Here is a 23,369-nt window from a genome sequence, read left to right as displayed (position 1 = left end):
GCCCCGGACGCTGTCGGAAGCGTCGTGACCGTGGAGGAGACGTCAACATGGCATCCATCACCCTGAAGAACATCGTGAAGAAGTACGACGACGGCTTCCCGGCCGTCAATGACATCTCCATCGACATTGAGGATGGGGAGTTCGTCATCCTGGTGGGGCCGTCGGGATGCGGGAAGTCCACCCTGCTGCGGATGATCGTGGGGCTGGAGGACATCACCTCCGGTGAGCTGCTCATCGGCGGAGAACGGGTCAACGAACGGGCTCCGCGTGATCGGAACCTGGCCATGGTCTTCCAGAACTACGCGTTGTACCCGCACCTGACCGTCTACGAGAACATCGCCTTCCCGATGCGGCTGGCCAAGGGCAAGTTCTCCGACACGGAGGTCGACGAGCGCGTGCGCAACGCCGCCCACATGCTGGAGCTCACGGACCATCTGGAGCGTAAGCCGGCGAACCTCTCGGGTGGTCAGCGCCAGCGGGTGGCGATGGGCCGGGCCATCGTCCGGCACGCCAACGCGTTCCTCTTCGACGAGCCGCTCTCCAACCTGGATGCCAAGCTGCGTGGGCAGATGCGCGCTGAGATCTCCCGGCTGCAGCGCAGCCTCAACACCACCTCGGTCTACGTCACCCATGATCAGACCGAGGCTATGACGCTCGGGGACCGGGTGGCGGTGCTGAAGAAGGGCGAGCTGCAGCAGATCGCCTCTCCGCGCGAGCTCTATGAGCAGCCGGCGAACCTCTTCGTGGCGGGCTTCATCGGTGCCCCGTCGATGAACTTCCTTCCTGGAACCATCGAGGGCTCGGTGCTGCGCAGCCCGGTCGGAGACATCGAGCTGCCGGAGCACACCGCTGCGGCGGGCCGAGACCGGGACATCGTGCTCGCCGGCATCCGTCCGGACTTCTTCGAGGACGCCGCCACCTTGAGCGAGCCGCAGCTCTCCAAGGGCTCCACCTTTGCGGCGGAGCTGACCCACACCGAGTGGCTGGGCAACGAGCAGTACGTGTACGTCTCCTATGAGAATGATCCGCGCGTCGCCGAGACGATGCAGACCCTCGCCGAAGAGATGGACGCCGACGAGCTGCGCACCCAGCTGGTGGTCGCGGTGGACGCCACCTCGCGTCTGCGAGGCGGCGACTCTGCCACGCTGTGGGTCGATTCTCGGCGGATCCACCTGTTCGACCCGGCCACCGGAGAGAACCTCACCCGGGACGCCGAAGCTGGGGAGGAGCTCACCCGGCTGGCGAGGGAGGATCGCCGGCGCGACGCCGAGCGTGCCGCCCAGAAGAACGCCTGACCTGGAGGACAGAGGAGCCCCGCACCGCTGTCATGGCGGTGCGGGGCTCCTCTGTCTGGCCCAGTGTCGGCCTCGACCGCCGGGGCCGGCAAGGGGGTCAGCTCTGCGACTCGCGCAGCCAGACTGTGGTGGCGCCGGGCAGCCTTCCGCCGACCAGCGGGCTGCTGGCCAGGAGCACCTCGCCTGACGGCAGCGCTGCGTCATCCTCACCGAAGTTGGTGACCGTCACCCACCCTCCCGGGCGTCGGAAGGCCAGGACGTCGTCGCGGCCAGTCTCGATCCACTCCAGGGTCTCGTCGGTCTGCAGTTCGCGTCGCAGGTGCAAGGCCGCACGGTACATCTCCAGCGTGGATCCGTCCACGCGCTCCTGTGCCTCGACCGCGTAGTCGGCGAACCACTGCGGCTGCGGGAGGTGGGCCGAGCTGGAGCCGAACCCGAACGTGAGGCCCGTGCTGGACCAGGGGAGCGGGACCCGGCAGCCGTCGCGACCCTTGTCGACGCCCGGACTGCGGAAGAACGTCGGGTCCTGCCGAGCCTCGTCGGGGATGTCACCGACCTCATGGAGTCCCAGCTCTTCTCCCTGGTACAGGTAGGCGGACCCAGGAAGCGCGAGCTCGAAGAGCGTCGCAGCCCGGGCCCGGCGCTCGCCCTTCTCACGATCGAGCTGGTCCTCGGGAGCACCGGCGAGCACCCAGGCAGCGCCCTGCTTCCGATCCTGCTCCGTGGTGCCCACGGTCTCCGGCAGCGGCGGGAGGCCGTACCGGGTGGCGTGGCGGACGACGTCGTGGTTGGACAGCACCCACGTCGAGGAGGATCCGGACTCGGCGGCGAGGCTGAGGCTGTCCACGACGACGTCCTTGAACGCCGCGGCGTCGAACTCCTGGGTGAGCAGGTCGAACTCGAAGGCCTGCCCCAGGCCCTCGGCGCTGGCATACCGCGGCCGACGGTGCCGTTCCACCCAGGCCTCAGCCACCGCGGTGCGAGGCGGGTCGTAGGAGTCGAAGACCCTGCGCCATTCCGCATAGATCTCGTGGACCTCGTCACGGTCCCAGATCGGGTGCTGGCCGGCGTCGCGCGGGATCGCGTCCAGCTCCGCCTCCGAGGGCAGCGGGTCGGTGAGGTCCTTGGTCAGGGCGTGGGCGACGTCGATGCGGAAGCCGTCCACGCCGCGGTCGGACCAGAAGCGCAGCGTCTTCAGGAAGTCGGCACGGACCTCGGGATTGGCCCAGTTGAAGTCGGGCTGCTCTGGGGCGAAGAGGTGCAGGTACCACTGGCCGTCCGGGACTCGGGTCCAGGCCGGTCCGCCGAAGATGCTGGTCCAGTCGGTGGGCGGCTCGGCGCCCTCGGGACCGGTGCCGTCACGGAAGATGTAGCGCTCGCGCTCCGGTGAACCGGGTTCGGCCGCCAGTGCCTGACGGAACCACTCGTGGCGGTCCGAGGAGTGGTTGGGGACGATGTCCACGACCACTCTGATGCCCTCGGCGTGCAGGGCGGCCACCATCTGGTCGAACTCCTCGAGGGTGCCGATCTTCGGGTCGACGTCGCGGTAGTCGTCGACGTCGTAGCCGCCGTCGGCCAGGGCAGAGGGGTAGAACGGGCTGAGCCAGACGGCATCGATGCCCAGCTGGGCCAGGTAGGGGACCCGGGTGATGATGCCCTGCAGGTCGCCGATGCCGTTGCCGTCTGCGTCGGCGAAGGAGCGCGGGTAGATCTGGTAGACGGCTGCCTGGCGCCACCAGTGCGGGTCGATGCCGGAGATTCGCACCTCGGGTGCGGCGGCGCGGGTGTCAGTGCTCAATTGCTGGTCCTTTCCTGGAGAAGCGTGGGCAGATCGTCCCCGGTCTCGGGAGGCTCGCGGCTGGTGAGTCGTCGGCGGGAGCGTGAAGCGACGGGCCCGTGATCGACCTGACACCACGGGTGATCGGCGACGCGGTGAGCCGGGAGACGGGTGAGCTACGACATAAATATAGACTATAAATAAAAGTGACGCAATACTATTGTGACGGCGGATCGGGGGCGTCAGAGCAGCTCCGCTGGCTGATCCGGCCAGGGCCCCGGGGTGCTATCAGAAGGGAGTGTCTCCATGCAGCAGCTGCGACGGGAGAACGCCCAGCGCGTTCTGGAGCACATGTGGGGATCCGGAGCGGCCACGGCCTCGGAGCTCATGGAGGTCACAGGACTGACGCGCGCCACCGTCCTCACCCTGTGCAAGGCGTTGGTCGACGAGGGCTGGTTGACCTCCGCGGGGACGGCCCGGCGTCGAGGTGGACACTCGACGGGGCGGCCCGCGCTGCGTTACGCCTTCCGGCCCGACGCGGCCTACGTGATCGGAGTTGACGCGGGACAGCACGGAATCTCGGCGGCTGTCGCCGACCTTCGGGCCAACGAGGTCGGTCGCGCGCATCGCCGTCTCGATCCAGAGGTGCTGGACCCAGGATTCCGGCGTGACGAGGTCGATGAGGCGATCGATTCAGCCCTGACCGCGGCGGCGGTGGAGCCGGAGCGCATCCGTGCCATCGTCCTCGGGGTTCCGGCCCCGGTGGATCTGGACGGACTGTCCCCGGGGGACGCCAACCCCTTCTGGCAACGCATGAACCCCGACCTCATCACTCTCGGTGATGCACGGGGGTGGCCCGCCATCGTGGAGAACGACGCCAACCTGGCCGCCCTCGCGGAGCTCCGCCTCAGCGCCGAGGCCCCCGAGTCCTCCTTTGCGGCGCTGCTCTCGGGGGAGCGTTTCGGCGCCGGGATCGTGATGAACGGCGAGCTCGTCCGCCAGCCGCGCGGCCGCACCGGGGAGATGGGCTTCCTGGACATGGTCGAGGGCGTCGGGTCGTCCGAGGGGCTCGGCGGCCTCGCCCGCCGGCTGGCCCGCGATGCCCTGGCGGAGGGGAGGCGGGACAGCAGCCTGGCAGGCGTCGGCGCCGACCGCGTCCAGGCGGAGCACGTCTTTGCCGCCGCCCACCGGGAAGACCCGCTCGCCCTGGAGATCGTCGAGGATCTGGCCGGACGGCTCGCCCGCGTGTGCATGCTGCTCGGCGGCCTGCTCGACATTGACCGCGTGGTGCTGTGCGGCGCCGTGGCCCCGGCCCTGGGAGACCTCATGGACGCGGTGCGGCGTCGGCTGCCTGAGAACCCCTACGCCCCCTGGCTGCAGGTGGAGGCCTCCACGCTGGGGGCGGACGCCGTGCGGGCCGGAGCGGTGCGCTGTGCGATCGACCATGTGCGGGCGCACGCCCTCGAGGTGTGACGGAGACGTCAGTCCCAGCGGAAGGTCGCCGTGGCGATCCCGGTTCCCACCACCGCCGTCACTCCCAGGCTGAACCAGTGCTGCCAGTCGATGCTCTCGCCGAGCCAGGCCGCCTGGAGTCCTTCGACGCCAGCGCCGAAGGGAAGCCAGGCGCCGATGTCGGCAAGCGTGTCCGGCAGGTTCGCCATGCCGCCGAAGAGTCCGCCCAGCGCGCCCATCCCGAAGAAGAGGACCAGTCCGATCGCCACTGCGGAGTTCGTAGTCGGTGCCAGTGCAGCGATCACCAGCCCGACGGCATACATGGCGGCGAAGACCAACAGGAGCACCGCCAGGGCGGTCAGGAGGTGGGTGGGCAGACTGGCATCGAAGAAGATCATGGCCACGCCCACGGCCAAGGCCAGCCCGAGCAGGATCTGCAGGGCGCTCACGACGAACTGCGCGACCAGCACCATCATCGGTGAGGCCGGTGTGACGGCGAGACGCCGCAGGATCCGGAACTTCCGGTAGCTGGCCAGGAAGCTGGGCATGTTGATGACCGCCACAGTGGCGATCACCAGGACCAGCACCAGCGGCATGACGTAGACGTCCATCGCTGTCAGGCCTCCGCCGACGCTCTCACCGGCTGCGGCGGAGCCGCTCATGACCATGATCAGCAGCGGCAGACCCAGAGGGATGACCAGGCCCGCGGTGTCGCGGACGACCATCCGGGCCTCGGCGTCGACCATGAGCAGCCAGGCCAGGGGCCCGGGGCGTCGCCCGGAACGGACCGACGAGTCGGCGGGTGCGGCGGTGCCGCCGGGGGAGTGGGTCTCAGTGTTCATCATCGTCCTCCTCGGTGGTGATCGGACCGCCTGTCAGTGTGACGAAGGCGTCCTCCAGCGTGTCGGCTCCGGCCTTCTGCCGGATCTGCTCGGGGGTGCCCTCGGCGATGATCTGACCGGCGTCGAGGATGGCGAGCCGGTCGCACAAGGTCTCGACCTCGTCCATCGCGTGGCTGACCAGCAGCACGGTCCGGTCCTGCAGCGACTCGATCAGGGCCCAGATCCGCCGTCGTGCGCGCGGGTCAAGCCCTGTGGTGAGCTCGTCGAGGATGACCACGGAGGGATCGCCGACCAGGGCGAGAGCGATCGAGAGCCGCTGCATCTGCCCGCCAGAGAGATCGTCGAAACGGGTGGAGGCTTTGTCGGTGAGCTCCACCATCGACAGAGCCTGGTCTGTTCCGAGCGGGTCGGGGTAGAAGCTGCGGTAGAGGCGGACCAGCTCTCGACAGGTCAGCGAGCCATGCAGCATGGCCTCCTGCAGCTGGACTCCGAGGATCTGACGGACTGCGGTGCGGTCGCGCCAGGGGTTCAGGCCCAGGATGCGGACCTCTCCGGCGTCAGGGCTCCGCAGTCCCGCAATCATCTCCACGGTCGAGGTCTTGCCCGCTCCGTTGGAGCCGAGGAGGCCGAAGACCTCCCCGCGCCGGATACCCAGGGAGACGCCGTCGACCGCGCGGCGCGTGCCGTAGCTCTTGGTGAGCCCCCGCGCCTCGACGGCGAGTTCTCTGGAGTGACCTCGGCTCTGCAGTCTCGCAGGGGCCGAGTCCGGGGGTGTTCTGTGCTGGGTTCGTCTCGTCATGGTTCCACTCTTCCGGCCGGCCAACGCCGACGCCTGTGCCCGGGGTCATGACCTGTGCCCATGACTTTCGGCACCCCTGCCTCTCGGAGCAGGTGGATAGGGTGGGTCCATGTCACGTCGTGCGGAGGAGCTCTCAGGCGGTCTGATCCTGGTCATGTGTGCCGGGATCGGCATCCTGCTGCTCGTGGCAGGGGAGCGCCCGCTCATCCCGCTGCCCGCCTGGGCGGCGCTCTTCGGTGTGTCGCTCGCGGCCGTGCTGGTGGCCGCCAGCGCCCCGCGTAGCCGTGCGCTGGAGCTGGGCTCCTACGGCGCCGCCGTGGTGACCTCGTGGATAGTCATGGGCACGATGCCGCAGCAGGGGATGCTGGCCGTCCTGCTCGTGGTGATCGCCGCGGTGGGGACGTACGTGGTGTCGCTCCGGGTGACGCTCACGGTGGTGGGGCTGAACTGCCTCGTCATCGCCGCATCCATGGCTCTGCATCGGGCGGACCTTGTCGAGGCCAGCGCGTCGACCGTCTTCTACCTGTTCATCCACCTGGCCGCGGTGTTCAGCTCGGTGGCTCTGAACCGCGAGTCGCGGCTCAGGCGTGAGCTGGAGCAGCGCACCGTCGAGCTCACGGCCGCCTCTGTGGTCCTCGAGGCCGAGGCGCGCAACGCTGAGCGACTGCGGATATCACGAGAGCTCCATGACCAGATCGGGCACCAGCTCACGGTGCTCAACCTGGAGTTGGAAGCGGCCCGGCATCGCGCCGTGGCCGAGGCCGAGTCGCACCTGGTCCGGGCGGCAGGCGTGGCCAAGGAGCTGCTGGCAGATGTGCGTCGCACCGTCGGACAGCTGCGTGCCCAGGGAGATCTCGGCGTCGAGGAAGCCCTGCGCCGGATCGCCGCGGGCGCGGCTGACCTCGAGGTGAGAGTGGACGTCGACCCTGAGGTCGAGCTGGACGAGGAGCAGACCGCCGCCCTCATCCGCGCCGGGCAGGAGATCATCACCAACACGCTTCGACACGCCGAGGCCCATGAGCTCGGCATCACGATCGCCGCCCGGGACGGCAGGGTCACGCTGCAGGCGGCGGATGACGGCCGAGGCTCGCCGGAGATCCGCCCCGGCCACGGTCTGACCGGCGTGCGGGAACGGATCGGGCATCTCGGCGGCGAGGTCGCCTTCGAGGGACGCCGCGGCTTCCAGGTGGAGGCCTGGTTCCCCGTGTCCCGGGACAGAGTCGGGCATGGTCGCTGACGTGCCCGGCGCGGCGCCTGAAGCTCCCGGGGGCGGAGAGTCCCCGCCCAGCGCATCCGGGTCGACCCCGGCCCGCGTCGTCGTCGTCGACGACCAGACTCTGGTGCGGCAGGGCATCCGCACTCTGCTGGACCTGGCAGGGATCATGGTGGTCTCCGAGGCGTCCGACGGCGCCCGGGGGCTGGAGGAGATCCTGCGGACAGAGCCCGATGTGGTGCTCCTGGACCTGCGCATGCCTCGCCACGACGGCCTGTGGCTGCTGCGTCGCCTGCGTGAGGACGGCCATGAGGTGCCGGTGCTGGTGCTGACCACCTTCGACGATGACGAACTCGTCCTGGAGGCGCTGCGCGCAGGGGCTCGCGGCTATCTGCTCAAGGACGTGACGGTGGAGCAGCTCTCCGTGGCTGTCCGCACGTTGGCCGCCGGTGGCACGCTCATCGCTCCGTCGATCACCGGCAGGCTGCTGGAGGCCATCCGCAGCGGGCCTGCGCCGGGAGGGGAGGGCCCTGCGGTGATCCAGGAGCTCACTGAGCGCGAACTGGAGGTGCTGCGGCTGGTGGCGGAGGGGTACGCGAACCGGCAGATCGCCGAGCTCGTGCACCTGGCCGAGGGCACCGTGAAGAACCACATCTCCACGATCCTGCAGAAGCTCGGGGCACGGGACCGCACCAATGCGGTGCTGCGTGCCCTGCATGAGGGGATCCTCGGCTGACCTGGCCCGGAACAGGTGCTAAGTTGTCCATGGATCGTCCGCCTCGATCGCCTCTCCGGCGCCCCGAGGGGACCCTGCCCGATGACGAGCGGAGTTGAACATGAGCACCATCCCGGCCCAGCTGAAGTACAGCGCCGAGCACGAGTGGATCGCCACCACGGACACCGAGGGCGTCGTCCGTGTCGGGATCACCGACTTCGCCCAGGACGCCCTGGGCGACGTCGTCTACGTGGAGCACCCTGAGACCGGCAGCATCGTCGCCGCCGGTGACGTCGTCGGTGAGGTGGAGTCCACCAAGTCCGTCTCGGACATCTATGCCCCGGTCGCGGGCGAGGTGGTCGCCATCAACGAGGCCCTGGAGGCCGACCCGGGTGCGGTCAACTCCGACCCCTACGGCGGAGGGTGGTTGTTCGAGGTCAAGCTGACGGACGCGGCAGCGCTGGACTCGCTGCTCTCTGCCGAAGACTATGAAAGCCAGGTAGGCTGAGACGAGATCGCTGAAGGGAAGGGAGGCCGCTGTGTCCACGACGCCGGGTGCACCGGATGAGCGCGAGAACATCGCTGAGACCACGAGCATCTCGCTGCCGCCGGCTGACGCGAGTGCCGCGCAGCCGCGCCTGACCGAGGATGACCGTGAAGCCATCGCCGCCCTGCCGCAGGGGTCGGCGCTGCTGATGGCGCATTCGGGGGCGAACCAGGGGGCACGCTTCCTCCTGGACAAGGACGTCACCACAGTGGGGCGTCACCCGGAGGCGGAGATCCTCCTCGACGACGTCACCGTCTCGCGCCGGCATCTGACCTTCAGCCGGGTCGACGGCGGCTTCGAGCTCGAGGATCTGGGCAGCCTCAACGGCACCTACGTCAATCACGACCGTGTCGACCGCTACACCCTCAGGGCCGGGGACGAGGTGCAGATCGGAAAGTTCCGGCTCACCTACTATGCCGGCAGCAAATGAGCCGGGTTTGCTGCTGAGCAGGTTATCCTGAGGCTGGTCTCTGCTCCTTCCCCCTGAGCCCGAAAGAGGATGCGCCGTGAGTGTCTCGCCCCTGAGGAAGCCGAAGGCGTCCGTCGAGGACGTCGACCCGGCGACCAAGCACGTCTTCACGATCTCCGAGGTCCTCCGTGAGCTGCAGAGCGACTTCCCGGACCTGACGGCGTCCAAGCTCCGTTTCCTCGAGGAACGGGATCTCGTCGAGCCGGCACGCACCCACTCGGGCTATCGCAAGTACTGTGCCGCCGACGTCGAGCGGCTCCGTTTCATCCTGGCTCTGCAGCGGGACCGATACATGCCCCTGGACGTCATCAAGAAGACGATGGACGCCCTGGATGCCGGCGAGCAGCCGGATGACCTCCCCGAGGCGGCGCCGGTGGGACCCCGTGAAGTCACCACTGAGATGGCCGCGCAGATCACCGGGCGGATCCGTCCGCTGACCCGGAAGGAACTGCGTGCCCAGTCGGGTGCCACGCGCGGGATGCTGGACACCCTGGAGAAGTTTCGGATCATCCGAGCCGATGCGGAGGGCACCTACAGTCATCACGACCTCAAGGCCGTCAAGGCTGTGCGTGTGCTCGCCCGCTATGGGCTCGAGCCCAAGCATCTGGTGAACATCCGCCGCTCAGCGGACAACGAGCTCGATCTCATCGGCCGGGCTATGGCGCCCTACGCGGCCCGCAAGGACGCCGCCGCCCGTGCCCGCGTGGCCGAGTCATCCAAGGAGATGCTGCAGTCCCTCAAGGATCTGCGCTCCTCGATGATGGACACTGCCGTGGAGTCCCTCGACAAGGACTGACACGGCGCGTGGACCGGGGGCCGTCTTCGTCACCGCCCCGACCGTAGTCGCGATCATGCCTGAAGGCCGCTGACGTGCGGGCAGGTCTGGACAACTGCTCCCTGTCCCGGTGACTATGGAAGTGCACAGACGTCGTGCGCGAGAGTTCGCGCCGCACCCGAGGCGACGTGCACCGGAGCGGGGGAGGTCGCAGTCCGATGACACAGCGGCAGATCCGACTAGATGTGGTGGGCGTCCGCATTGAAGTGCCCTCGCACCAGCCCGTGGTGATGCTCCGTGGGGCGGAACCAGGAACTGAGGATCTCCACGTGGCGATCATGGTGGGAACCTCGGAGGCCACCGCCATCTCGATGGGGATGGACGGCCAGACCCCACCGCGGCCGATGACACACGATCTCCTCGTGGAGGCGCTCTCCACTTTGGCCGAGGGCGTCGAATCCATCGAGATCGGCCTACTCGACAGCTCCACCTATTTCGGCACGATTCGGCTGCGTCGCGGGCAGGTGCTCGATTCCCGCGCCTCGGACGCCATCGCGGTGGCCGTGCGCACCGGCTCCCCGATCACCATGGCCGAGTCCACGTTGCGAGCCGTGGCCGTGACTCCGCGCTATCGGACAGCTGAGGGCGGGGAAGCCCAGGGTGCCGCCGGTGGGCCCCAGCGGCCCGCATCCCCCATGGGGACGAGCCCGGAGGCCTCGGATGTGGCCAAGCGTGGTCCCATCTCCGCCGACGAGATCAAGGAGTTCCAGAAGTTCCTCGACGGTGCGGAACCGGAGGACTTCGGAAAGTCGAATTCCTGAGCGTGGGGCCTGTGCGCCTGTCAGCCCCGGGGAGTAGAGTGTGGACGTCATGGGGCGGGGCAGTTCCGCAGGTGACACGCGCATCTGACGACACGCCGAGGGGGCAGGACCGGATGTCTTTGACCCCTGGCTGTCGCCGTTCTACCGTCGAGGAAGAAGGTTTCCGCATGCGTCGTCCGGACTTGCTCAGTCGTCACCGCGAGGTGCGGTCTGGGGGCGACGAACTTCCCCCGGCGGGACCGCACCGAGGAGGCAACACGTGAGTCTTGATTCTCGCGCCGACGAGCAGCGGGCGCAGAGCAGAACCCCGGAGGGCGCGCACCGTGCGTCCTCCAGACCCGCGCTGCAGCAGCGGCTGTTCGACGACGGTCTTCCGGACCTCGACGAGGAGATGGGCTATCGGGGCCCGATCGCCTGCGCCGCCGCGGGCATCACCTACCGTCAGTTGGACTACTGGGCGCGCACTCAGCTGGTGCAGCCCTCCCTGCGCAACGCTTCCGGTTCCGGCTCGGCACGCCTGTACTCGTTCCGGGACATCCTGGTGCTCAAAGTGGTGAAGCGGCTGCTGGACACCGGAGTCTCATTGCAACAGATCCGCAGCGCCATCGAGCACCTGCGTGAACGCGGCGTGGAAGACCTGGCGCAGATCACCTTGATGTCGGACGGCGCCTCGGTCTACGAGTGCACCTCCGCGGATGAGGTCATCGACCTGGTCCAGGGAGGTCAGGGGGTGTTCGGCATCGCCGTGGGCAGGGTGTGGCGCGAGGTTGAGGGCAGCCTTGCCGAACTTCCTCGTGAACGCTCCGACGTGGAGGATCAGACTCCCGCTCCGGTCTCCGCCGAGCAGGCGGCCGGCTCGGAGCTCTCAGCATTCAGCCAGCAGGATGAGATCGCGAAGATGCGCGCTCGGCGCCGCTCCCAGGCTTCCTGAGCGGCAGGACGGACGCGGCGGCAGAGGAACGCCCACGCAGAGGTCCTGGCATGGCGAAGGGGCCCGATCATCTGATCGGGCCCCTTCGCCATGCCAGGACCTCTGCCCGCGACGGTTCAGAGGAGCTGTTTGAGCAGCTCGTCGAAGGATCGCGCCAGGTCGCGGGCCTGGTCCCCGGGCCACTGGTGAACCGGATAGGCGGCGCCCTGGATCTGCTGCCAGAAGGCGTTCTCCTCGAGCACCGGCAGCATCAGCTTCTCCTGGTAGAGCCGCTCCATCTCCAGGAGGCGGTACTCGTGCTCGGTGGAGTCCGCCCGGGCACGGTTGACCACCACGCCTGCGGATTTGAGCTGCGGGGCGTACTCGTTGGAGAACAGGCGGATCGCACGCATCGTGCGCTCAGTGCCGGCCACTGAGAACAGGCTCGGCTCGGCGACCAGGAGCACCTGGTGGGAGGCGGCCCAGGCGATGCGGGTCAACCCGGCCAGCGACGGCGGGCAGTCCACCAGGACGAGGTCGTAGTCGGTCAGGCCAGTCAGCAGGGTGCGCAGCCGTCGCATGTCCCGTGGCCGGATGTCCGGGCGGTCGAAGGTGGCAGAGAGGGCCGAGCCGACGACGACGTCCAGCCTGGCGTCGGCGCGCAGCTCCTCGGGGAGCAGGTCCAGCCAGCCGGACCGCACCACGTGTTCGGAGATCCGGGTGCGGCGGGCGTCCTTGAGCAGCTGACCTGCCTCCGTGCCTGAGCCACGGGAGACCGCGAGGCCGGTGGTCGAGTCAGCATGCGGGTCGAGGTCGATGACCAGCGTCCTGACTCCTCGTTGGAGGGCTGCCGACGCCAGCCCCATGGTGACCGAGGTCTTCCCGACCCCGCCTTTCAAGCTGGACACGCTCATGATCTGCACAGGTCCCATCATAGGGATTCCCCGCACGTTTGTGGTGGCGACGTCCCGGGACGTCCGGGTGTGACGGGGATCCGTGCCCAGGTGACAGGTCCGGCGAGTCCCCTCACCGTCCGAGGGAGCCCCCGGGATCGGCTGCGGAGGGGCCTGACTCTCCGGCTGCGGCGTGAGCGGCGCGGTGCCCATGGAGGCCGCTGAGGATATGCGAGGTCATAATCGCCTCGGCCCAGCGGGCGTCTCCGGACTGAGCGGCGAGGATCAGCTCGTCGTGATGCATCAGTGATCGGGCCAGGGCCTCCTCTGAGTAGGCGGCGAAGACGTGAGCCACCAGCAGGGGAGTGACCAGGTGCAGGGCCGAGGAGGCGAGCGCACGGTTGTCGGCCGCGTCGAGGAAGACCCGGTGGAACTCGTTGTTCAGCCGCGAGAGCTCGGGGCGCCGCGAGGAGTCGTGTGCCATGGCATGCATGCGGTCGCTGAGCTGACGCAGCCGCTCGAGGTGATCTTCTCGCAGACGGGGCACTGCGTCGGCCACCACCGCGGGTTCGACCCGCGCACGAGCGTGATAGATCTGTTCGATGTCCGCGAACGCGTACTCCCGGATCCGCGCGCCCCGGTGGGGCACCAGGTCCAGGACCCCCAGCGCCGCCAGCTCGCGCAGCGCATCGCGCACCGGCGTGCGGGAGACGCCGAGCCGCTCGGCGAGGGCACCTTCGCGCAGCCATTGTCCGCCGGTGTACTCGCCGACCGCGATCAGGCCGAGCACGTCATCGCTGAGCGGGGCCATCGACTCTCCCCTGCGTCTGGTCCGGCCATCGGGCGGCGGCGAGATCGTCGCGACTGCCGCCGCGGGCGACGAAGGAGGTGACCGGGAAGCCGGTCATCGCGGTGACGTCGGCGGCCAGTCGGCGGTGCTGCTCGAAGTCGATCCCCGTCGAGATGCCCATGCTGTGGAGCAGGTGGAGCAGGTCCTCGGTGGCCATGTTGCCCAGCACCGTGGGATCGCCGGGGAACCACATGTCCCCGCCCAGGCCGGAGAAGGACGTCTCCAGCCAGTCCGCCCCGGCGGAGAGTGCGGCCAGCGCATTGGCCGGGGCGAACCCGTTGCGATTGTGCAGATGCGCGCCGCAGCCCAGTTCCGGGTGACGGTCGCGGACCTCGGCGATGCCGTCGTGGACTTCGCCAGGGTGCTCCTCGCCGGTGGTGGTGGCCAGATACACGGCCGCCGCTCCGGCTTCCAGGGCGCCCTCGACGACGGCGAGACGCTCGGCCCGAGACACCGGTCCACGGCAGGGCGCGAAGAACGCGCAGGCCACTGCGACAATGAGCCTCTGACCGACGTCAGCGGCGATCCGCCCGATCTCTTGGACCTCTGCGATCAGCTGGGCCGTCGTGCGGTTCTGGTTCTTCAGGGCCATCCCGTCGTCGGCGGGGACGACGACGGCGACGTCGTCGATCTCGCATTCGGCGGCACGTCTCATGCCGCGCAGGTTGGGCACGAGCGCCCGATAGGTGACACCGCGGTCGCGAGGGACCTGTCGCAGCAGCTCCTCGGCGTCGGCGAGCTGGGGGAGCACCCGGGGGTGGGCGAAGGAGGCGACCTCGATCTCTCGGACCCCGGCGTCGATGAGCCGATGGACGATCTCGAGCTTGGTCTGGGTGCTCACCGGGGTGCTGATCGCCTGGAGGCCGTCGCGCAGACCGACCTCCACCACACGGGTCGTGTCCGGCAGCCCCCAGGCCTGTCTCAGCGTGGTGGGCGTGGAGTGGGCGGTCATCGGATCACTCCCTGAGCCCGCAGCCCTGCGCGGGCATCGTCGTCACGGCCCAGCTCGGACAGGATCTCGTCGGTGTGAGCGCCCAGCGCCGGGCCGGGCCACCGCACGGCTCCGTCGGTGCGGCTGAGCCGGGGGAACGTGTTCTGCATGGGGACCTCCCCGAGCACCGGATGGGGCACGGCGGTGATCGACTCCCGTGCCTGGTACTGCGGGTCGGTCAGCATCTCCTGCGGGCGGAAGATCTTGCCCACCGGCACGGCGTGGGCCTCAAGGAGCTCCTCGAGCTCCTCGGCATCCAGACCGGAGGAGAACTCGGCGATGATCTGGTCCAGCTCCGCCTGGTGCTCGCCACGTGCGTGATGATCGACGAATCGTGGATCCTCAGCAAGCTCAGGGTGGCGCATGGCCTCGGCCAGGCGTCGGAACACGGTGTCCTGGTTCGCGGCGATGATGGTCCACACTCCGTCGCGGGTGGGATAGACGTTGCTGGGAGCGAGCTTCGGCAGGATGGAGCCGCTGCGTTCGCGCTGGACTCCGCCCAGTGCCCAGTCCGGCACCAAGGACTCCATGACGGCGAGCACCGACTCGTAGATCGAGGCATCCACGATCTGGCCGCGGCCGCTGCGATGGCGTTCGTGCAGTGCCGACAGGGCGCCGAGCGCGGCGAAGGTCGCGGCGAGCGTGTCCCCGATGGAGATCCCGACCCGCGAGGGCGGGGTCTGCGGGTCGCCGACGATGTAGCGCAGTCCGCCCATCGCCTCGCCGATAGATCCGTAGCCGGGGCGGGTGGAGTAGGGGCCGGTCTGGCCGAATCCGGAGACCCTGACCATGACCAGGCCGGGGTTGTCCTCGATGAGCTCCTCCGGTGCCAATCCCCAGCGCTCAAGCGAGCCGGGCCGGAAGTTCTCGATGAGCACGTCGCATCCGGCGATGAGCTCGCGGGCGATGCGCTGGCCGGGGGCCGAGCGCAGGTCCAGGGCCAGGGAGCGCTTGTTCCGACCGAGCACGGCCCACCACAGCGACTCGCCCTGCGGATGGGCGCGCCCCCATTGGCGCAGCGGATCCCCAGTGGTGGGCTCCTCGATCTTGATGACGTCAGCGCCCATGTCGCCGAGGAGCTGGCCGCAGAACGGACCGGCGATCAGCTGGCCCATCTCCACGACCCGTACGCCGGCCAGCGGTCCTGTCGCCGGATGAGCGGCCTCGCCTCTCGGGTCCTCGGCCGTCGTCGATGGGGCCATCGTGGTGGGTCCTCCTGGGTGGGTCGGGCCGGCCGCCTCGGGCGGGCGCAGTGAGCGAAATCACACACAATAGTATACGATTCCTTCCGTCGCCGCGTCCGCCGTCGCCGAATCGACACCAGATGGCTGCAGTGGAGCCTCTCAGGCCTCCGCAGCACACGTGGGGCAGTCAAGTGGCAGCAGCTTCGTATACAACTTTCCGAAGGATATGGACATGAAGGAACCCATCCGAAGGCCATGGATCTGGGCCGTGCTGGGCGCGCTCGTCCTCTTCAACGCCCCATGGTTCCTGCCGGAGGGCAGCATCGAGCCGTTCCTGTTCGGCATCCCATACTGGGTCGTCATCGTGCTCGCCCTCTCGGCAGGGCTCAGCGCGTTCCTCACCTGGGTCTGCCTCACGCAATGGAACATCGTCGAGGACGAGGAGGAGGCGAAGAACCATGGATGACGAGACCATGGACGCTCAGCTCGCCTTCGCCGGTGCCGACGCGATCATCATCCTGTGTCTCTACGCGGCCGCGATGATCCTCATCGGCTGGCTGTGCGGCCGGGGCAAGGGTCTGGGCCGCAGCGTCAGCGAGTACTACCTGGCCGGGCGGAACCTGGGCGTGATCACGCTCTTCTTCACCTTGTACGCCACCCAGTACAGCGGCAACACGGTGGTCGGCTACGCTCCACAGGCCTATCGGGAGGGCTTCTCCTGGTTGCAGTCGATTCCGTTCTTCACCGTGATCATCGGCATCTATCTGCTCTTCGCGCCCCGGCTCTACGCGGTGGGGAAGAAGCGCGGCTTCGTCACGCCGACGGACTGGATCAGCCAGCGCTTCCACTCCCGGGCGGTCACGGCACTGGCCATCGTGCTGATGCTCTGGGGCCTGGCCAACTACCTGTTGGAGCAGCTGGTCGCGATCGGCCACGCCGTCTCCGGGCTCACCGGCGGGGCCATCCCCTATGGATGGGCCGTCATCGCCTTCATCGTGGTCATGCTGGTCTATGAATGGCTGGGCGGCATGCGCGCGGTCGCCATCACCGATGCGATGCAGGGGATCATCCTCATGGTCGGCATCGTGATCATGCTGGTCGGCGCCCTCGCCCTGACCGGCGGCGGGATCACGGACCTCACGGCCTCCATCGCGGAGAACGAGCCGGAGAAGATCGGCGTTCCTGACACGCTGACCTCGATCAACTGGCTCTCGATGCTCGTGATCGTGGGATTCGGCGCGGCCATGTACCCCCACGCCATCCAGCGCATCTACTCCTCACGGTCCGAACGGATCCTGAAGCGGTCCCTGGCCCGGATGACCTGGATGCCGTTCATCACCTCCGGGCTGGTGTTCGTCGTCGGCATCATCTGCATCGACCTCTACCCGGGGCTGGACGTCTCTGCTTCCGAGGAGCTGGTCGGGATGCTGGCCAACGACGTCGCCTCACTCAACCCGTTCTTCTACTGGACGATGGTGATCCTGTTCGGTGCCGTGGTCGGCGCGATCGTCTCCACCGCGGACTCGGTGCTGCTGAGCTTCTCCTCGATGATCTCCCACGACATCTACGGCAAGCTCATCCGTCCTGCCGCCTCGGACAGGCAGAAGGTGCTGGTGGGCAAGATCACCGGCATCGTGCTCATCGCCCTGCTGCTGTGGATCGCCTGGAACCCGCCGGGCACGCTGTATCAGATCTTCGTGCTGAAGTTCGAGATCCTGGTCCAGGTGGCGCCGGCGTTCGTGCTCGGACTCTACTGGCGGCGGCTGTCCTCGACCGCGGTGTTCTGGGGCATGCTGGTCGGGGCCGCAGTCGCCGCCGTGATGACGCTCAGCGGCCACAGTACGTTCCTCGGTGTGCACGGCGGCACCTACGGGCTGCTGCTGAACTTCGGGATCTGTGTGGTGGGGTCCTGGCTGCGGCCGCCCAGCGCAGAGAGCCAGCGGGCCACCGCGACGCTGACCGAGAGCGCGACACCCCCGGCCCGAGGCTGAGCCCCGTCGGGCCCTCCCGGAACGGAGGGCCCGACGGGCCGGGCTCGGCAGCGGAGAGGGCAGGTTCAGCTGACCGTCATCTCGCCCATCTCGTCCCAGTCGTCGCCGTCGATCTTCCGAGAGATGATCTTCGGGGTCGACACCAGCGCCTGGTGCATGGGGCTCCCCTGGGCCGTGGCCTTCTGGAAGTGCTCGCTGGTGACGTGCGCGGCCGCGGCGTCGTCGTCGAAGGCCTCGACGAGGACGTACTCGTTCGGGTCCTCCAGGCTGCGTGACCACTCGTACCACTTGTTGCCGGGTTCGGCCCGCGTCGCCTCGGTGAACTCACGGGTGATCTCGGGCCACTGGTCAGCCAGCTCTGGCTTGACCTGGAACTTCACGACGATGAAGATCATGGTTCTCTCCTTCGGGTCGGGAGGGGGATGGGCTTCGGGCAGGCGTCAGGAGAACTGGATGCCGCCGTCCACCAGTATGGTCTGTCCGGTGATGTAGTCGGAATCGGGGGACGAGAGGAACGAGACGAGCTGGGCCACGTCCGCTGGCACCGACACCCGCCCCAGCAGGATGGAGCGCGCGTTCTGCTCCAGGGCTTCGCCCTTCTGCAGCCCTTCCTTCGCGCCGAGCTTCTCATCGATGAGATCCCACATGGCGGTTCCCACGATTCCGGGACCATAGGCGTTGACGGTGATGCCGTGGTCGGCCCACTCCATCGCAGCTGCCTGGGTCAGCCCACGGACTGCCCACTTGGAGGCGGAGTACGGGCCAAGCAGCGCGAAGGGCCGAAAGGCGACGATCGAGGCCGCGCCGATGATCTTGCCCCCGGTGCCCTGGGCGATCATCTGCCGGGCGGCGGTCCGGTAGGAGAGGAACATCCCGGTGACGTTGACGTCCAGCATGGTCTGGAAGTCGGCGACGGAGTAGTCGACCAGCTCCTCCACCTGGGCGATTCCCGCATTGGCGACGAAGACGTCCAGCTGCCCGCCGACATCCGCGGCGGTCCTGACCAGTGCCTCGGTGGATGCCTCGGAGGTGATGTCGACCTCCGCCTCGGTGGCGGTGCCGCCGGCCTCACGGATCGTCTGCGCCGTCTCTTCCACCCCCTCGACGGCGCCTGGCAGGTCAGCGACCACGACATGCAGTCCATCGCGGCCGAGTCGTTCGGCGATGCCCCGGCCGATGCCTCGGGCCGCACCGGTGACCACGGCGGTTCGAGCTGTGTGCTCCTCATGGCGGGCCCCCGCAACGGCGTCAGGGATGGGTTCGGTGCGCATGTCAGCCTCCAGTGCTGGATCGATGGACTGGTCCGATGCGGGGCGCCGAGATGCCGGCGAGACGATCGGTGGCAGCATTCTGCTCACATCGCATCCACGTGGCGGAAGTCACGTTCTCACCAGATGAGAACACGGCGGCCTGGAGTCGCTGAGGCAGGAAGAGGCGGGACGCCGGGTCAGCCGGCGGCGCGCAGGTATCGGCTGCAGCGTCCGGCGTACTCCCGCAGCGCCGCCTCCACCTCCCGCTCCCGGCTGCTGCTCTGCTGAGCGGGCATGCTGATCGCCAACGCGCCCACGTTGACCCCCTGGGCATTGCGTATGCCCACCGCCGCGCAGGTCTGTCGCGCGATGAACTCCTCCTGCTCCCAGGCGATTCCACGGGTGGACACGTCCTGGAGGTGGTCGGCCAGCAGCACGGGGTCCACGATGGTGTGCTCGGTCAGTCGGACCATCCCTCGGGCCCGCAGATAGGCCGAGCACTGATCCTCCGGCATCCCGGAGAGCAGGATCTTTCCGAAGGCCGTGGCGTGGGCTGCCTCATGGAAGCCGAACCGCAGCGGCCGCAGCCGGGGGTGGGTCTCGCAGTCTGAGAGGTGAGTGAGCAGGATGTCCGACCCCCGGTAGATCGCGAAGTAGGCCGCGGTCCCCAGAGTGCGGTGCAGCTCGTCGGTGGCCTGTCGGATCGGGGAGGGGGCGATCAGCCGCTGTCGGAAGGACAGGCCGAGGTCGAAGACCTTCGGACCCAGTTCGAAGCGGCCCGCCTCACGCAGGTGGGTCAGATACCCGGCGTCGACCAGCTTGTGCAGCAGCCGATAGACGGTGGGCAGAGGTATCTCGAGGCGCTCGGCGACCTCCTTGGCGCTCGCGCTGCCGCTGCCGGAGACCGCCTCCAGCACGGAGAAGACCCGTGTGATCACAGCAGTCTGTGGCATGGGCTCCTCCTCTTCCCGTGCCCGCCCCGGGCACGGATCGGGGTTCTCATGTGATGAGAATCGACCTGGTGACAGTGTGGCAGATCACATAGCTTCAGGGCACCCGCTGGCAGCAGCCTACGCAGCAGACGAAGGAGCAGACTCATGGTCTTCCCTGCGAAGTACCCCTCGCTCAATGCGACCCAGATGACGGAGGAGGCGCGGCAGGCGCTGATCCGTGTCCTGCGCATCGCCTTCCCCCATCCGCAATTTTCGGACGGTCCCTATGAGCGCACCGCGGACACCATCCTCAAGGAAGCCGAGGAGGAGACCTGGTTCCGAGTCGCGCTCACCCAGGGACTGCTCTCGCTCAACCACCTCGCCGGGGGCGATTTCCGTGAGGTCGACCCGGACGAGGCACTGAGGATCCTGCGGCGGGTCGACGGTACCGAGTTCTTCGGTTTCGTCCGGCGCACCGCGGTGCTGAACCTCTATGACGACGCCGAGGTGTGGGAGGCCGTCGGCTATGAGGGGCCGTCCTTCGACAGAGGGGGCTACCTGCACCGCGGGTTCGACGACCTCGACTGGCTGCCTGACCCGAGGATCGAGTACCCCGAGGGCGAGCAGATGCCCGACATCGCCCCGCACGCTCTCGAGGTGCCGCGCCCGGCCGCCGCGGAACGGCGCGTCGACAGCACCAATCAGCCCGGCACCACGAGCTGCGACATGGAAGAGGTGAAGAAGTGATGGCAGGATCCACGAACGGCGCCCGCATCGAGGCGGAGGAGGACGCCGTGGTCATCATCGGATCCGGCGCCGGTGGAGGGACCTTGGCCCACGAGCTCACGGGCCGTGGTATCCCCGTGGTGGTCCTCGAGGCCGGTCCCCAGCTCACGGGTGAGGACTATGTCAATGATGAGTGGGAGGCCTTCAATCAGATGGCCTGGCTGGATCCGCGGACCACCAGCGGTTCCTGGCGCATCGCCCGGGACTTCCCCAACCTTCCGGCCTGGATCGTCAAAGCGGTGGGAGGGACCACCACCCATTGGTCGGGTGCCACACCGCGGTTCAAGAGCCATGAGTTCAAGGCCCGCAGCGTCTACGGGCGGGTCGACGACGCGGATCTCCTGGACTGGCCGATCAGTCTTCAGGAACTCGAGCCGTACTACGACCTGGCGGAGCAGGCCATGGGATCCACCCATGTGCACGGGCGCAAGCCGCTTCCTGCCAACAACAACTACAAGGTCTTCGCCAACGGCGCCGAGAGGGTCGGCTACCGCTTCTACGCCACCGGCCCCTATGCCACCAACGCCGAGGAGTATGACGGGCGACCGGCCTCCATCCAGGACGGCTTCAACTTCCAAGGGGACAAGAACGGCTCCAAATGGTCGATCATGGTCCGCGAGATCCCCCGAGCGCTGAAGACCGGGCTGCTGGACCTCCGCCCGGAGTCCCAGGCCGTGCAGATCACCCATGACGCCGAAGGCACGGTCGATGCCGTCCTGTATCTCGACTCTGAGGGGAATCTTCACCGCCAGAGAGCGAAGGTGGTGTGCGTGGCGGCCAACGCGATCGAGACCTCCAGGCTGCTCCTGCTCTCGGCCACCCCGGCATTCCCCGATGGGCTGGCGAACTCCTCCGGTCAGGTGGGACGCCACTACATGCGCCATCTCACCGGGACCGTGTGGGGCCAGTTCGAGAACCCGGTGCGGATGAACCGCGGGGAGACGATGGCCGGGGTCATCTGCGACGAGTCGCTGCACGACCCGGACCGCGGATTCGCCGGCGGCTACTACATGGAGACCATCTCCCTCGGACCGGCGTTCATGGCGGCCTTCGCCGAGCCCGGTGCCTGGGGGCCGGACTTCACTCGACTCATTGATGCCTACGCAAACACCGCCGGGACGTGGATCGTGGGGGAGGACATGCCCCAGGCGTCCAACCGCGTCACGCTCAACTCCACGGTGAAGGACCAGAATGGGCTGCCGGTGCCCAACGTGCACTACGACGACCACCCGAACGACGTGGCCATGCGAGAGCATGCCTACGGGCAGGGGGAGAAGGTCTACCAAGCGGTGGACGCGGTCTCGACTCACCGCACTCCGCCGTACCCGTCCACGCACAATCTGGGGACGACCAGGATGAGCGAGCGGCCCGAGGAGGGCGTCGTCGACCGCTGGGGACGCACCCATGATGTGTCCAACCTGTTCATCAGCGACGGTTCGGTGTTCACCACTGGTGCGGCGGCCAATCCGACCCTGACCATCGTCGCCCTGGCGATCCGCCAGGCGGAGTACATCGCCGAGCAGCTGAGGGCTCAGTCGCTGTGAGCGGAACCACGGAGAAGACGCAGGACTCGGCTGCCGCGCGGGGGGCGGTCGGGTCGCTGCCGGCGCCGGACGAGACGCTGCTGTCCGTACTCGAGGCCACAGGTGTGGCGCTCGGCCTCCGGGCGACCGACCGGTTGGCCGCCGCCCACGACGCCTCCCACTACCTGCTCACCCCGCAGGTGGTCGTCCGGCCCCGCGATGTCACACAGGTCGGACGGGTCCTCGCCGCCTGCCGCGACGCCCGCGTCCCGGTGACGTTCCGTTCCGGAGGCACCAGCCTCAGCGGCCAGTCCGTGACCGACGCGGTCCTGGTGGACACCCGGCGCGGCTTCCGCTCCGTGGAGGTGCTCGACGACGGTGCCCGCGTGCGCGCCGGCCCCGGGAGCACCGTCCGCTCGGTCAATGCGCGGCTGATGCCCTACGGCACCAAGCTCGGGCCGGACCCTGCCTCGGAGATCGCCTGCACCATCGGGGGAGTCGTGGCCAACAACTCGTCCGGGATGGCCTGCGGCATCGAGGCCAACACCTACCGCACCTTGGACTCTGCGGTCCTGGTGCTGCCCAGCGGCACCGTCGTCGACACCGGGGCCGAGGACGCCGACGCCCGGCTGCAGGCCGGAGAACCTCGGATCCACGCCGGCCTGCAGCAGCTGCGCGAAAGGATCCGCAGCGATCCGGAGTCGGTGGAGCGGCTGCGGCGGCTGCACTCCCTCAAGAACACGATGGGCTACGGGCTCAACTCCTTCCTCGACCACGACCGCCCGGCGGACATCCTCGAGCATCTGGTCATCGGAAGCGAAGGGACCCTCGCCTTCCTCTCCGAGGCCACCTTCCGCACCGTGCCGGTTCGGCCGTACGCCTCCACCGGCCTGCTGGTCTTCGCCAGCCTCGCCGACGCCGCCCGGGCCATCCCTGCACTCGTAGAGGTCGGGTTCGCCACCGTGGAGCTCATGGATGCCGCCAGTCTGCGGGTCGCGCAGCAGGCCCCTCAGGTTCCCGCCGATCTCGCCGATCTCGACGTCGTGGGGCACGCCGCTCTCCTCGTGGAGCTCCAGGAGCCCGACGCCGCCGCCCTCGCCGAACGGATCGCCGCGGCCGATCAGGCGCTCGCAGGACTGCCGCTGGCGACGATCGACGCCGTCTCCCCGGACGCCCCCGGGAGCCTGCTCTCCCAGGACTCCGCGCGGCGGACGGCGCTGTGGAACATCCGCAAGGGCCTGTTCACCGCCGTGGCCGGCAGTCGGCCCAGCGGCACCACCGCCCTGCTGGAGGACATCGCGGTGCCCGTCGAGCGGCTCCACCACACCTGTGAGGAGCTCATCGCCCTCTTCGA

General features: G+C 68.4%; 24 protein-coding genes. 14 read left to right on the top strand and 10 right to left on the bottom strand.

Annotated elements, in window-relative coordinates; all coding sequences use genetic code 11:
* Positions 1 to 47: 47 nt before the first annotated feature.
* The gene (locus HNR09_RS00120; protein WP_179540204.1) at positions 48 to 1,295 is read left to right on the top strand and encodes an ABC transporter ATP-binding protein; all 1,248 of its coding nucleotides are present in this window, start codon (positions 48 to 50) and stop codon (positions 1,293 to 1,295) included.
* Positions 1,296 to 1,392: 97 nt separating this feature from the next.
* Here the strand turns inward: HNR09_RS00120 and HNR09_RS00115 are convergent, their stop codons facing one another.
* The gene (locus HNR09_RS00115) at positions 1,393 to 3,093 is read right to left on the bottom strand and encodes a glycoside hydrolase family 13 protein (protein ID WP_179540203.1); all 1,701 of its coding nucleotides are present in this window, start codon (positions 3,091 to 3,093) and stop codon (positions 1,393 to 1,395) included.
* A 285-nt stretch (positions 3,094 to 3,378) separates the two neighbouring features.
* On the opposite strand from HNR09_RS00115, the gene HNR09_RS00110 reads away from it, so the two are divergent.
* Entirely contained in the window at positions 3,379 to 4,545 is a 1,167-nt protein-coding gene (locus tag HNR09_RS00110; protein WP_179540202.1) for an ROK family transcriptional regulator, read from the top strand.
* Positions 4,546 to 4,553: 8 nt separating this feature from the next.
* Here HNR09_RS00110 and HNR09_RS00105 read toward each other — a convergent pair whose 3' ends face one another.
* Together HNR09_RS00105 and HNR09_RS00100 are read right to left on the bottom strand one after the other, a co-directional pair.
* The gene (locus HNR09_RS00105) at positions 4,554 to 5,369 is read right to left on the bottom strand and encodes an ABC transporter permease (RefSeq protein WP_246348659.1); all 816 of its coding nucleotides are present in this window, start codon (positions 5,367 to 5,369) and stop codon (positions 4,554 to 4,556) included.
* A complete protein-coding gene (locus tag HNR09_RS00100; protein WP_179540201.1) occupies positions 5,356 to 6,165 on the bottom strand; it encodes an ABC transporter ATP-binding protein in 810 nt (269 codons plus the stop codon). The genes HNR09_RS00105 and HNR09_RS00100 overlap by 14 nt, the downstream gene beginning before the upstream one ends.
* Positions 6,166 to 6,274: 109 nt before the next feature.
* Between HNR09_RS00100 and HNR09_RS00095 the strand changes: the two genes are divergently transcribed.
* The 7 genes from HNR09_RS00095 to HNR09_RS00065 all read left to right on the top strand — a co-directional run bounded on the left by HNR09_RS00095 (position 6,275) and on the right by HNR09_RS00065 (position 11,636).
* Positions 6,275 to 7,402: a sensor histidine kinase gene (locus tag HNR09_RS00095; protein WP_179540200.1), complete on the top strand. Its 1,128-nt coding sequence runs from the start codon at positions 6,275 to 6,277 to the stop codon at positions 7,400 to 7,402.
* Positions 7,392 to 8,114, top strand: a complete 723-nt coding sequence (locus HNR09_RS00090) for a response regulator (RefSeq protein WP_179540199.1) — start codon at positions 7,392 to 7,394, stop codon at positions 8,112 to 8,114. The genes HNR09_RS00095 and HNR09_RS00090 overlap by 11 nt, the downstream gene beginning before the upstream one ends.
* Positions 8,115 to 8,214: 100 nt before the next feature.
* Positions 8,215 to 8,601 carry a glycine cleavage system protein GcvH gene (gene gcvH / locus HNR09_RS00085; RefSeq protein WP_179540198.1) on the top strand — a complete coding sequence of 129 codons (387 nt, stop codon included), beginning with the start codon at positions 8,215 to 8,217 and terminating at the stop codon, positions 8,599 to 8,601.
* Positions 8,602 to 8,632: 31 nt separating this feature from the next.
* Positions 8,633 to 9,070 carry an FHA domain-containing protein gene (locus HNR09_RS00080; protein ID WP_179540197.1) on the top strand — a complete coding sequence of 146 codons (438 nt, stop codon included), beginning with the start codon at positions 8,633 to 8,635 and terminating at the stop codon, positions 9,068 to 9,070.
* A gap of 76 nt (positions 9,071 to 9,146) precedes the next feature.
* Positions 9,147 to 9,905 carry a transcriptional regulator FtsR gene (ftsR, locus tag HNR09_RS00075; protein ID WP_343047380.1) on the top strand — a complete coding sequence of 253 codons (759 nt, stop codon included), beginning with the start codon at positions 9,147 to 9,149 and terminating at the stop codon, positions 9,903 to 9,905.
* A 197-nt stretch (positions 9,906 to 10,102) separates the two neighbouring features.
* Positions 10,103 to 10,705 (top strand): bifunctional nuclease family protein, encoded by a 603-nt coding sequence (locus HNR09_RS00070; RefSeq protein WP_179540196.1) that lies wholly within the window; start codon positions 10,103 to 10,105, stop codon positions 10,703 to 10,705.
* Between the two features lie 343 nt (positions 10,706 to 11,048).
* A complete protein-coding gene (locus HNR09_RS00065; RefSeq protein WP_246348923.1) occupies positions 11,049 to 11,636 on the top strand; it encodes a MerR family transcriptional regulator in 588 nt (195 codons plus the stop codon).
* A 116-nt stretch (positions 11,637 to 11,752) separates the two neighbouring features.
* Here the strand turns inward: HNR09_RS00065 and HNR09_RS00060 are convergent, their stop codons facing one another.
* The 4 genes from HNR09_RS00060 to HNR09_RS00045 all read right to left on the bottom strand — a co-directional run bounded on the left by HNR09_RS00060 (position 11,753) and on the right by HNR09_RS00045 (position 15,551).
* On the bottom strand, positions 11,753 to 12,538 hold the full coding sequence (locus HNR09_RS00060; RefSeq protein ID WP_179540195.1) for an AAA family ATPase: 786 nt from the start codon (positions 12,536 to 12,538) through the stop codon (positions 11,753 to 11,755).
* Between the two features lie 103 nt (positions 12,539 to 12,641).
* Positions 12,642 to 13,319 (bottom strand): GntR family transcriptional regulator, encoded by a 678-nt coding sequence (locus HNR09_RS00055; RefSeq protein ID WP_179540194.1) that lies wholly within the window; start codon positions 13,317 to 13,319, stop codon positions 12,642 to 12,644.
* On the bottom strand, positions 13,300 to 14,310 hold the full coding sequence (locus tag HNR09_RS00050) for a hydroxymethylglutaryl-CoA lyase (protein ID WP_179540193.1): 1,011 nt from the start codon (positions 14,308 to 14,310) through the stop codon (positions 13,300 to 13,302). Before HNR09_RS00050 ends, HNR09_RS00055 begins: the two co-directional genes overlap by 20 nt.
* Positions 14,307 to 15,551 carry a CaiB/BaiF CoA transferase family protein gene (locus tag HNR09_RS00045; RefSeq protein ID WP_179540192.1) on the bottom strand — a complete coding sequence of 415 codons (1,245 nt, stop codon included), beginning with the start codon at positions 15,549 to 15,551 and terminating at the stop codon, positions 14,307 to 14,309. The genes HNR09_RS00050 and HNR09_RS00045 overlap by 4 nt, the downstream gene beginning before the upstream one ends.
* A 214-nt stretch (positions 15,552 to 15,765) precedes the next feature.
* Here HNR09_RS00045 and HNR09_RS00040 point away from each other — a divergent pair, with 214 nt between their 5' ends.
* Positions 15,766 to 15,999 (top strand): hypothetical protein, encoded by a 234-nt coding sequence (locus tag HNR09_RS00040; RefSeq protein WP_218881849.1) that lies wholly within the window; start codon positions 15,766 to 15,768, stop codon positions 15,997 to 15,999.
* Complete coding sequence (locus HNR09_RS00035; RefSeq protein ID WP_218881848.1) at positions 15,992 to 17,524, top strand: sodium:solute symporter family protein; 1,533 nt, start codon at positions 15,992 to 15,994, stop codon at positions 17,522 to 17,524. Before HNR09_RS00040 ends, HNR09_RS00035 begins: the two co-directional genes overlap by 8 nt.
* 65 nt (positions 17,525 to 17,589) lie before the next feature.
* Here HNR09_RS00035 and HNR09_RS00030 read toward each other — a convergent pair whose 3' ends face one another.
* The 3 genes from HNR09_RS00030 to HNR09_RS00020 all read right to left on the bottom strand — a co-directional run bounded on the left by HNR09_RS00030 (position 17,590) and on the right by HNR09_RS00020 (position 19,727).
* On the bottom strand, positions 17,590 to 17,919 hold the full coding sequence (locus HNR09_RS00030; protein ID WP_179540190.1) for a putative quinol monooxygenase: 330 nt from the start codon (positions 17,917 to 17,919) through the stop codon (positions 17,590 to 17,592).
* 45 nt (positions 17,920 to 17,964) lie between these two features.
* Positions 17,965 to 18,795 carry an SDR family oxidoreductase gene (locus HNR09_RS00025; protein WP_179540189.1) on the bottom strand — a complete coding sequence of 277 codons (831 nt, stop codon included), beginning with the start codon at positions 18,793 to 18,795 and terminating at the stop codon, positions 17,965 to 17,967.
* Between the two features lie 176 nt (positions 18,796 to 18,971).
* Entirely contained in the window at positions 18,972 to 19,727 is a 756-nt protein-coding gene (locus tag HNR09_RS00020; RefSeq protein WP_179540188.1) for an IclR family transcriptional regulator, read from the bottom strand.
* A 144-nt stretch (positions 19,728 to 19,871) separates the two neighbouring features.
* On the opposite strand from HNR09_RS00020, the gene HNR09_RS00015 reads away from it, so the two are divergent.
* From HNR09_RS00015 to HNR09_RS00005, 3 genes are all read left to right on the top strand, one after another.
* Complete coding sequence (locus HNR09_RS00015; RefSeq protein WP_179540187.1) at positions 19,872 to 20,453, top strand: hypothetical protein; 582 nt, start codon at positions 19,872 to 19,874, stop codon at positions 20,451 to 20,453.
* Entirely contained in the window at positions 20,453 to 22,036 is a 1,584-nt protein-coding gene (locus HNR09_RS00010) for a GMC family oxidoreductase (RefSeq protein WP_179540186.1), read from the top strand. Before HNR09_RS00015 ends, HNR09_RS00010 begins: the two co-directional genes overlap by 1 nt.
* On the top strand, positions 22,033 to 23,369 hold a 1,337-nt coding region (locus HNR09_RS00005; RefSeq protein WP_343047378.1), incomplete at its 3' end, for an FAD-binding oxidoreductase. The genes HNR09_RS00010 and HNR09_RS00005, both read left to right, overlap by 4 nt.

Origin of the sequence: Nesterenkonia xinjiangensis, from assembly GCF_013410745.1 — a bacterium.
Lineage (GTDB): Bacteria > Actinomycetota > Actinomycetes > Actinomycetales > Micrococcaceae > Nesterenkonia > Nesterenkonia xinjiangensis.
The sequence above is the reverse complement of the archived record's forward strand: the minus strand, read 5'-3'. Positions and strand labels throughout refer to the sequence as shown.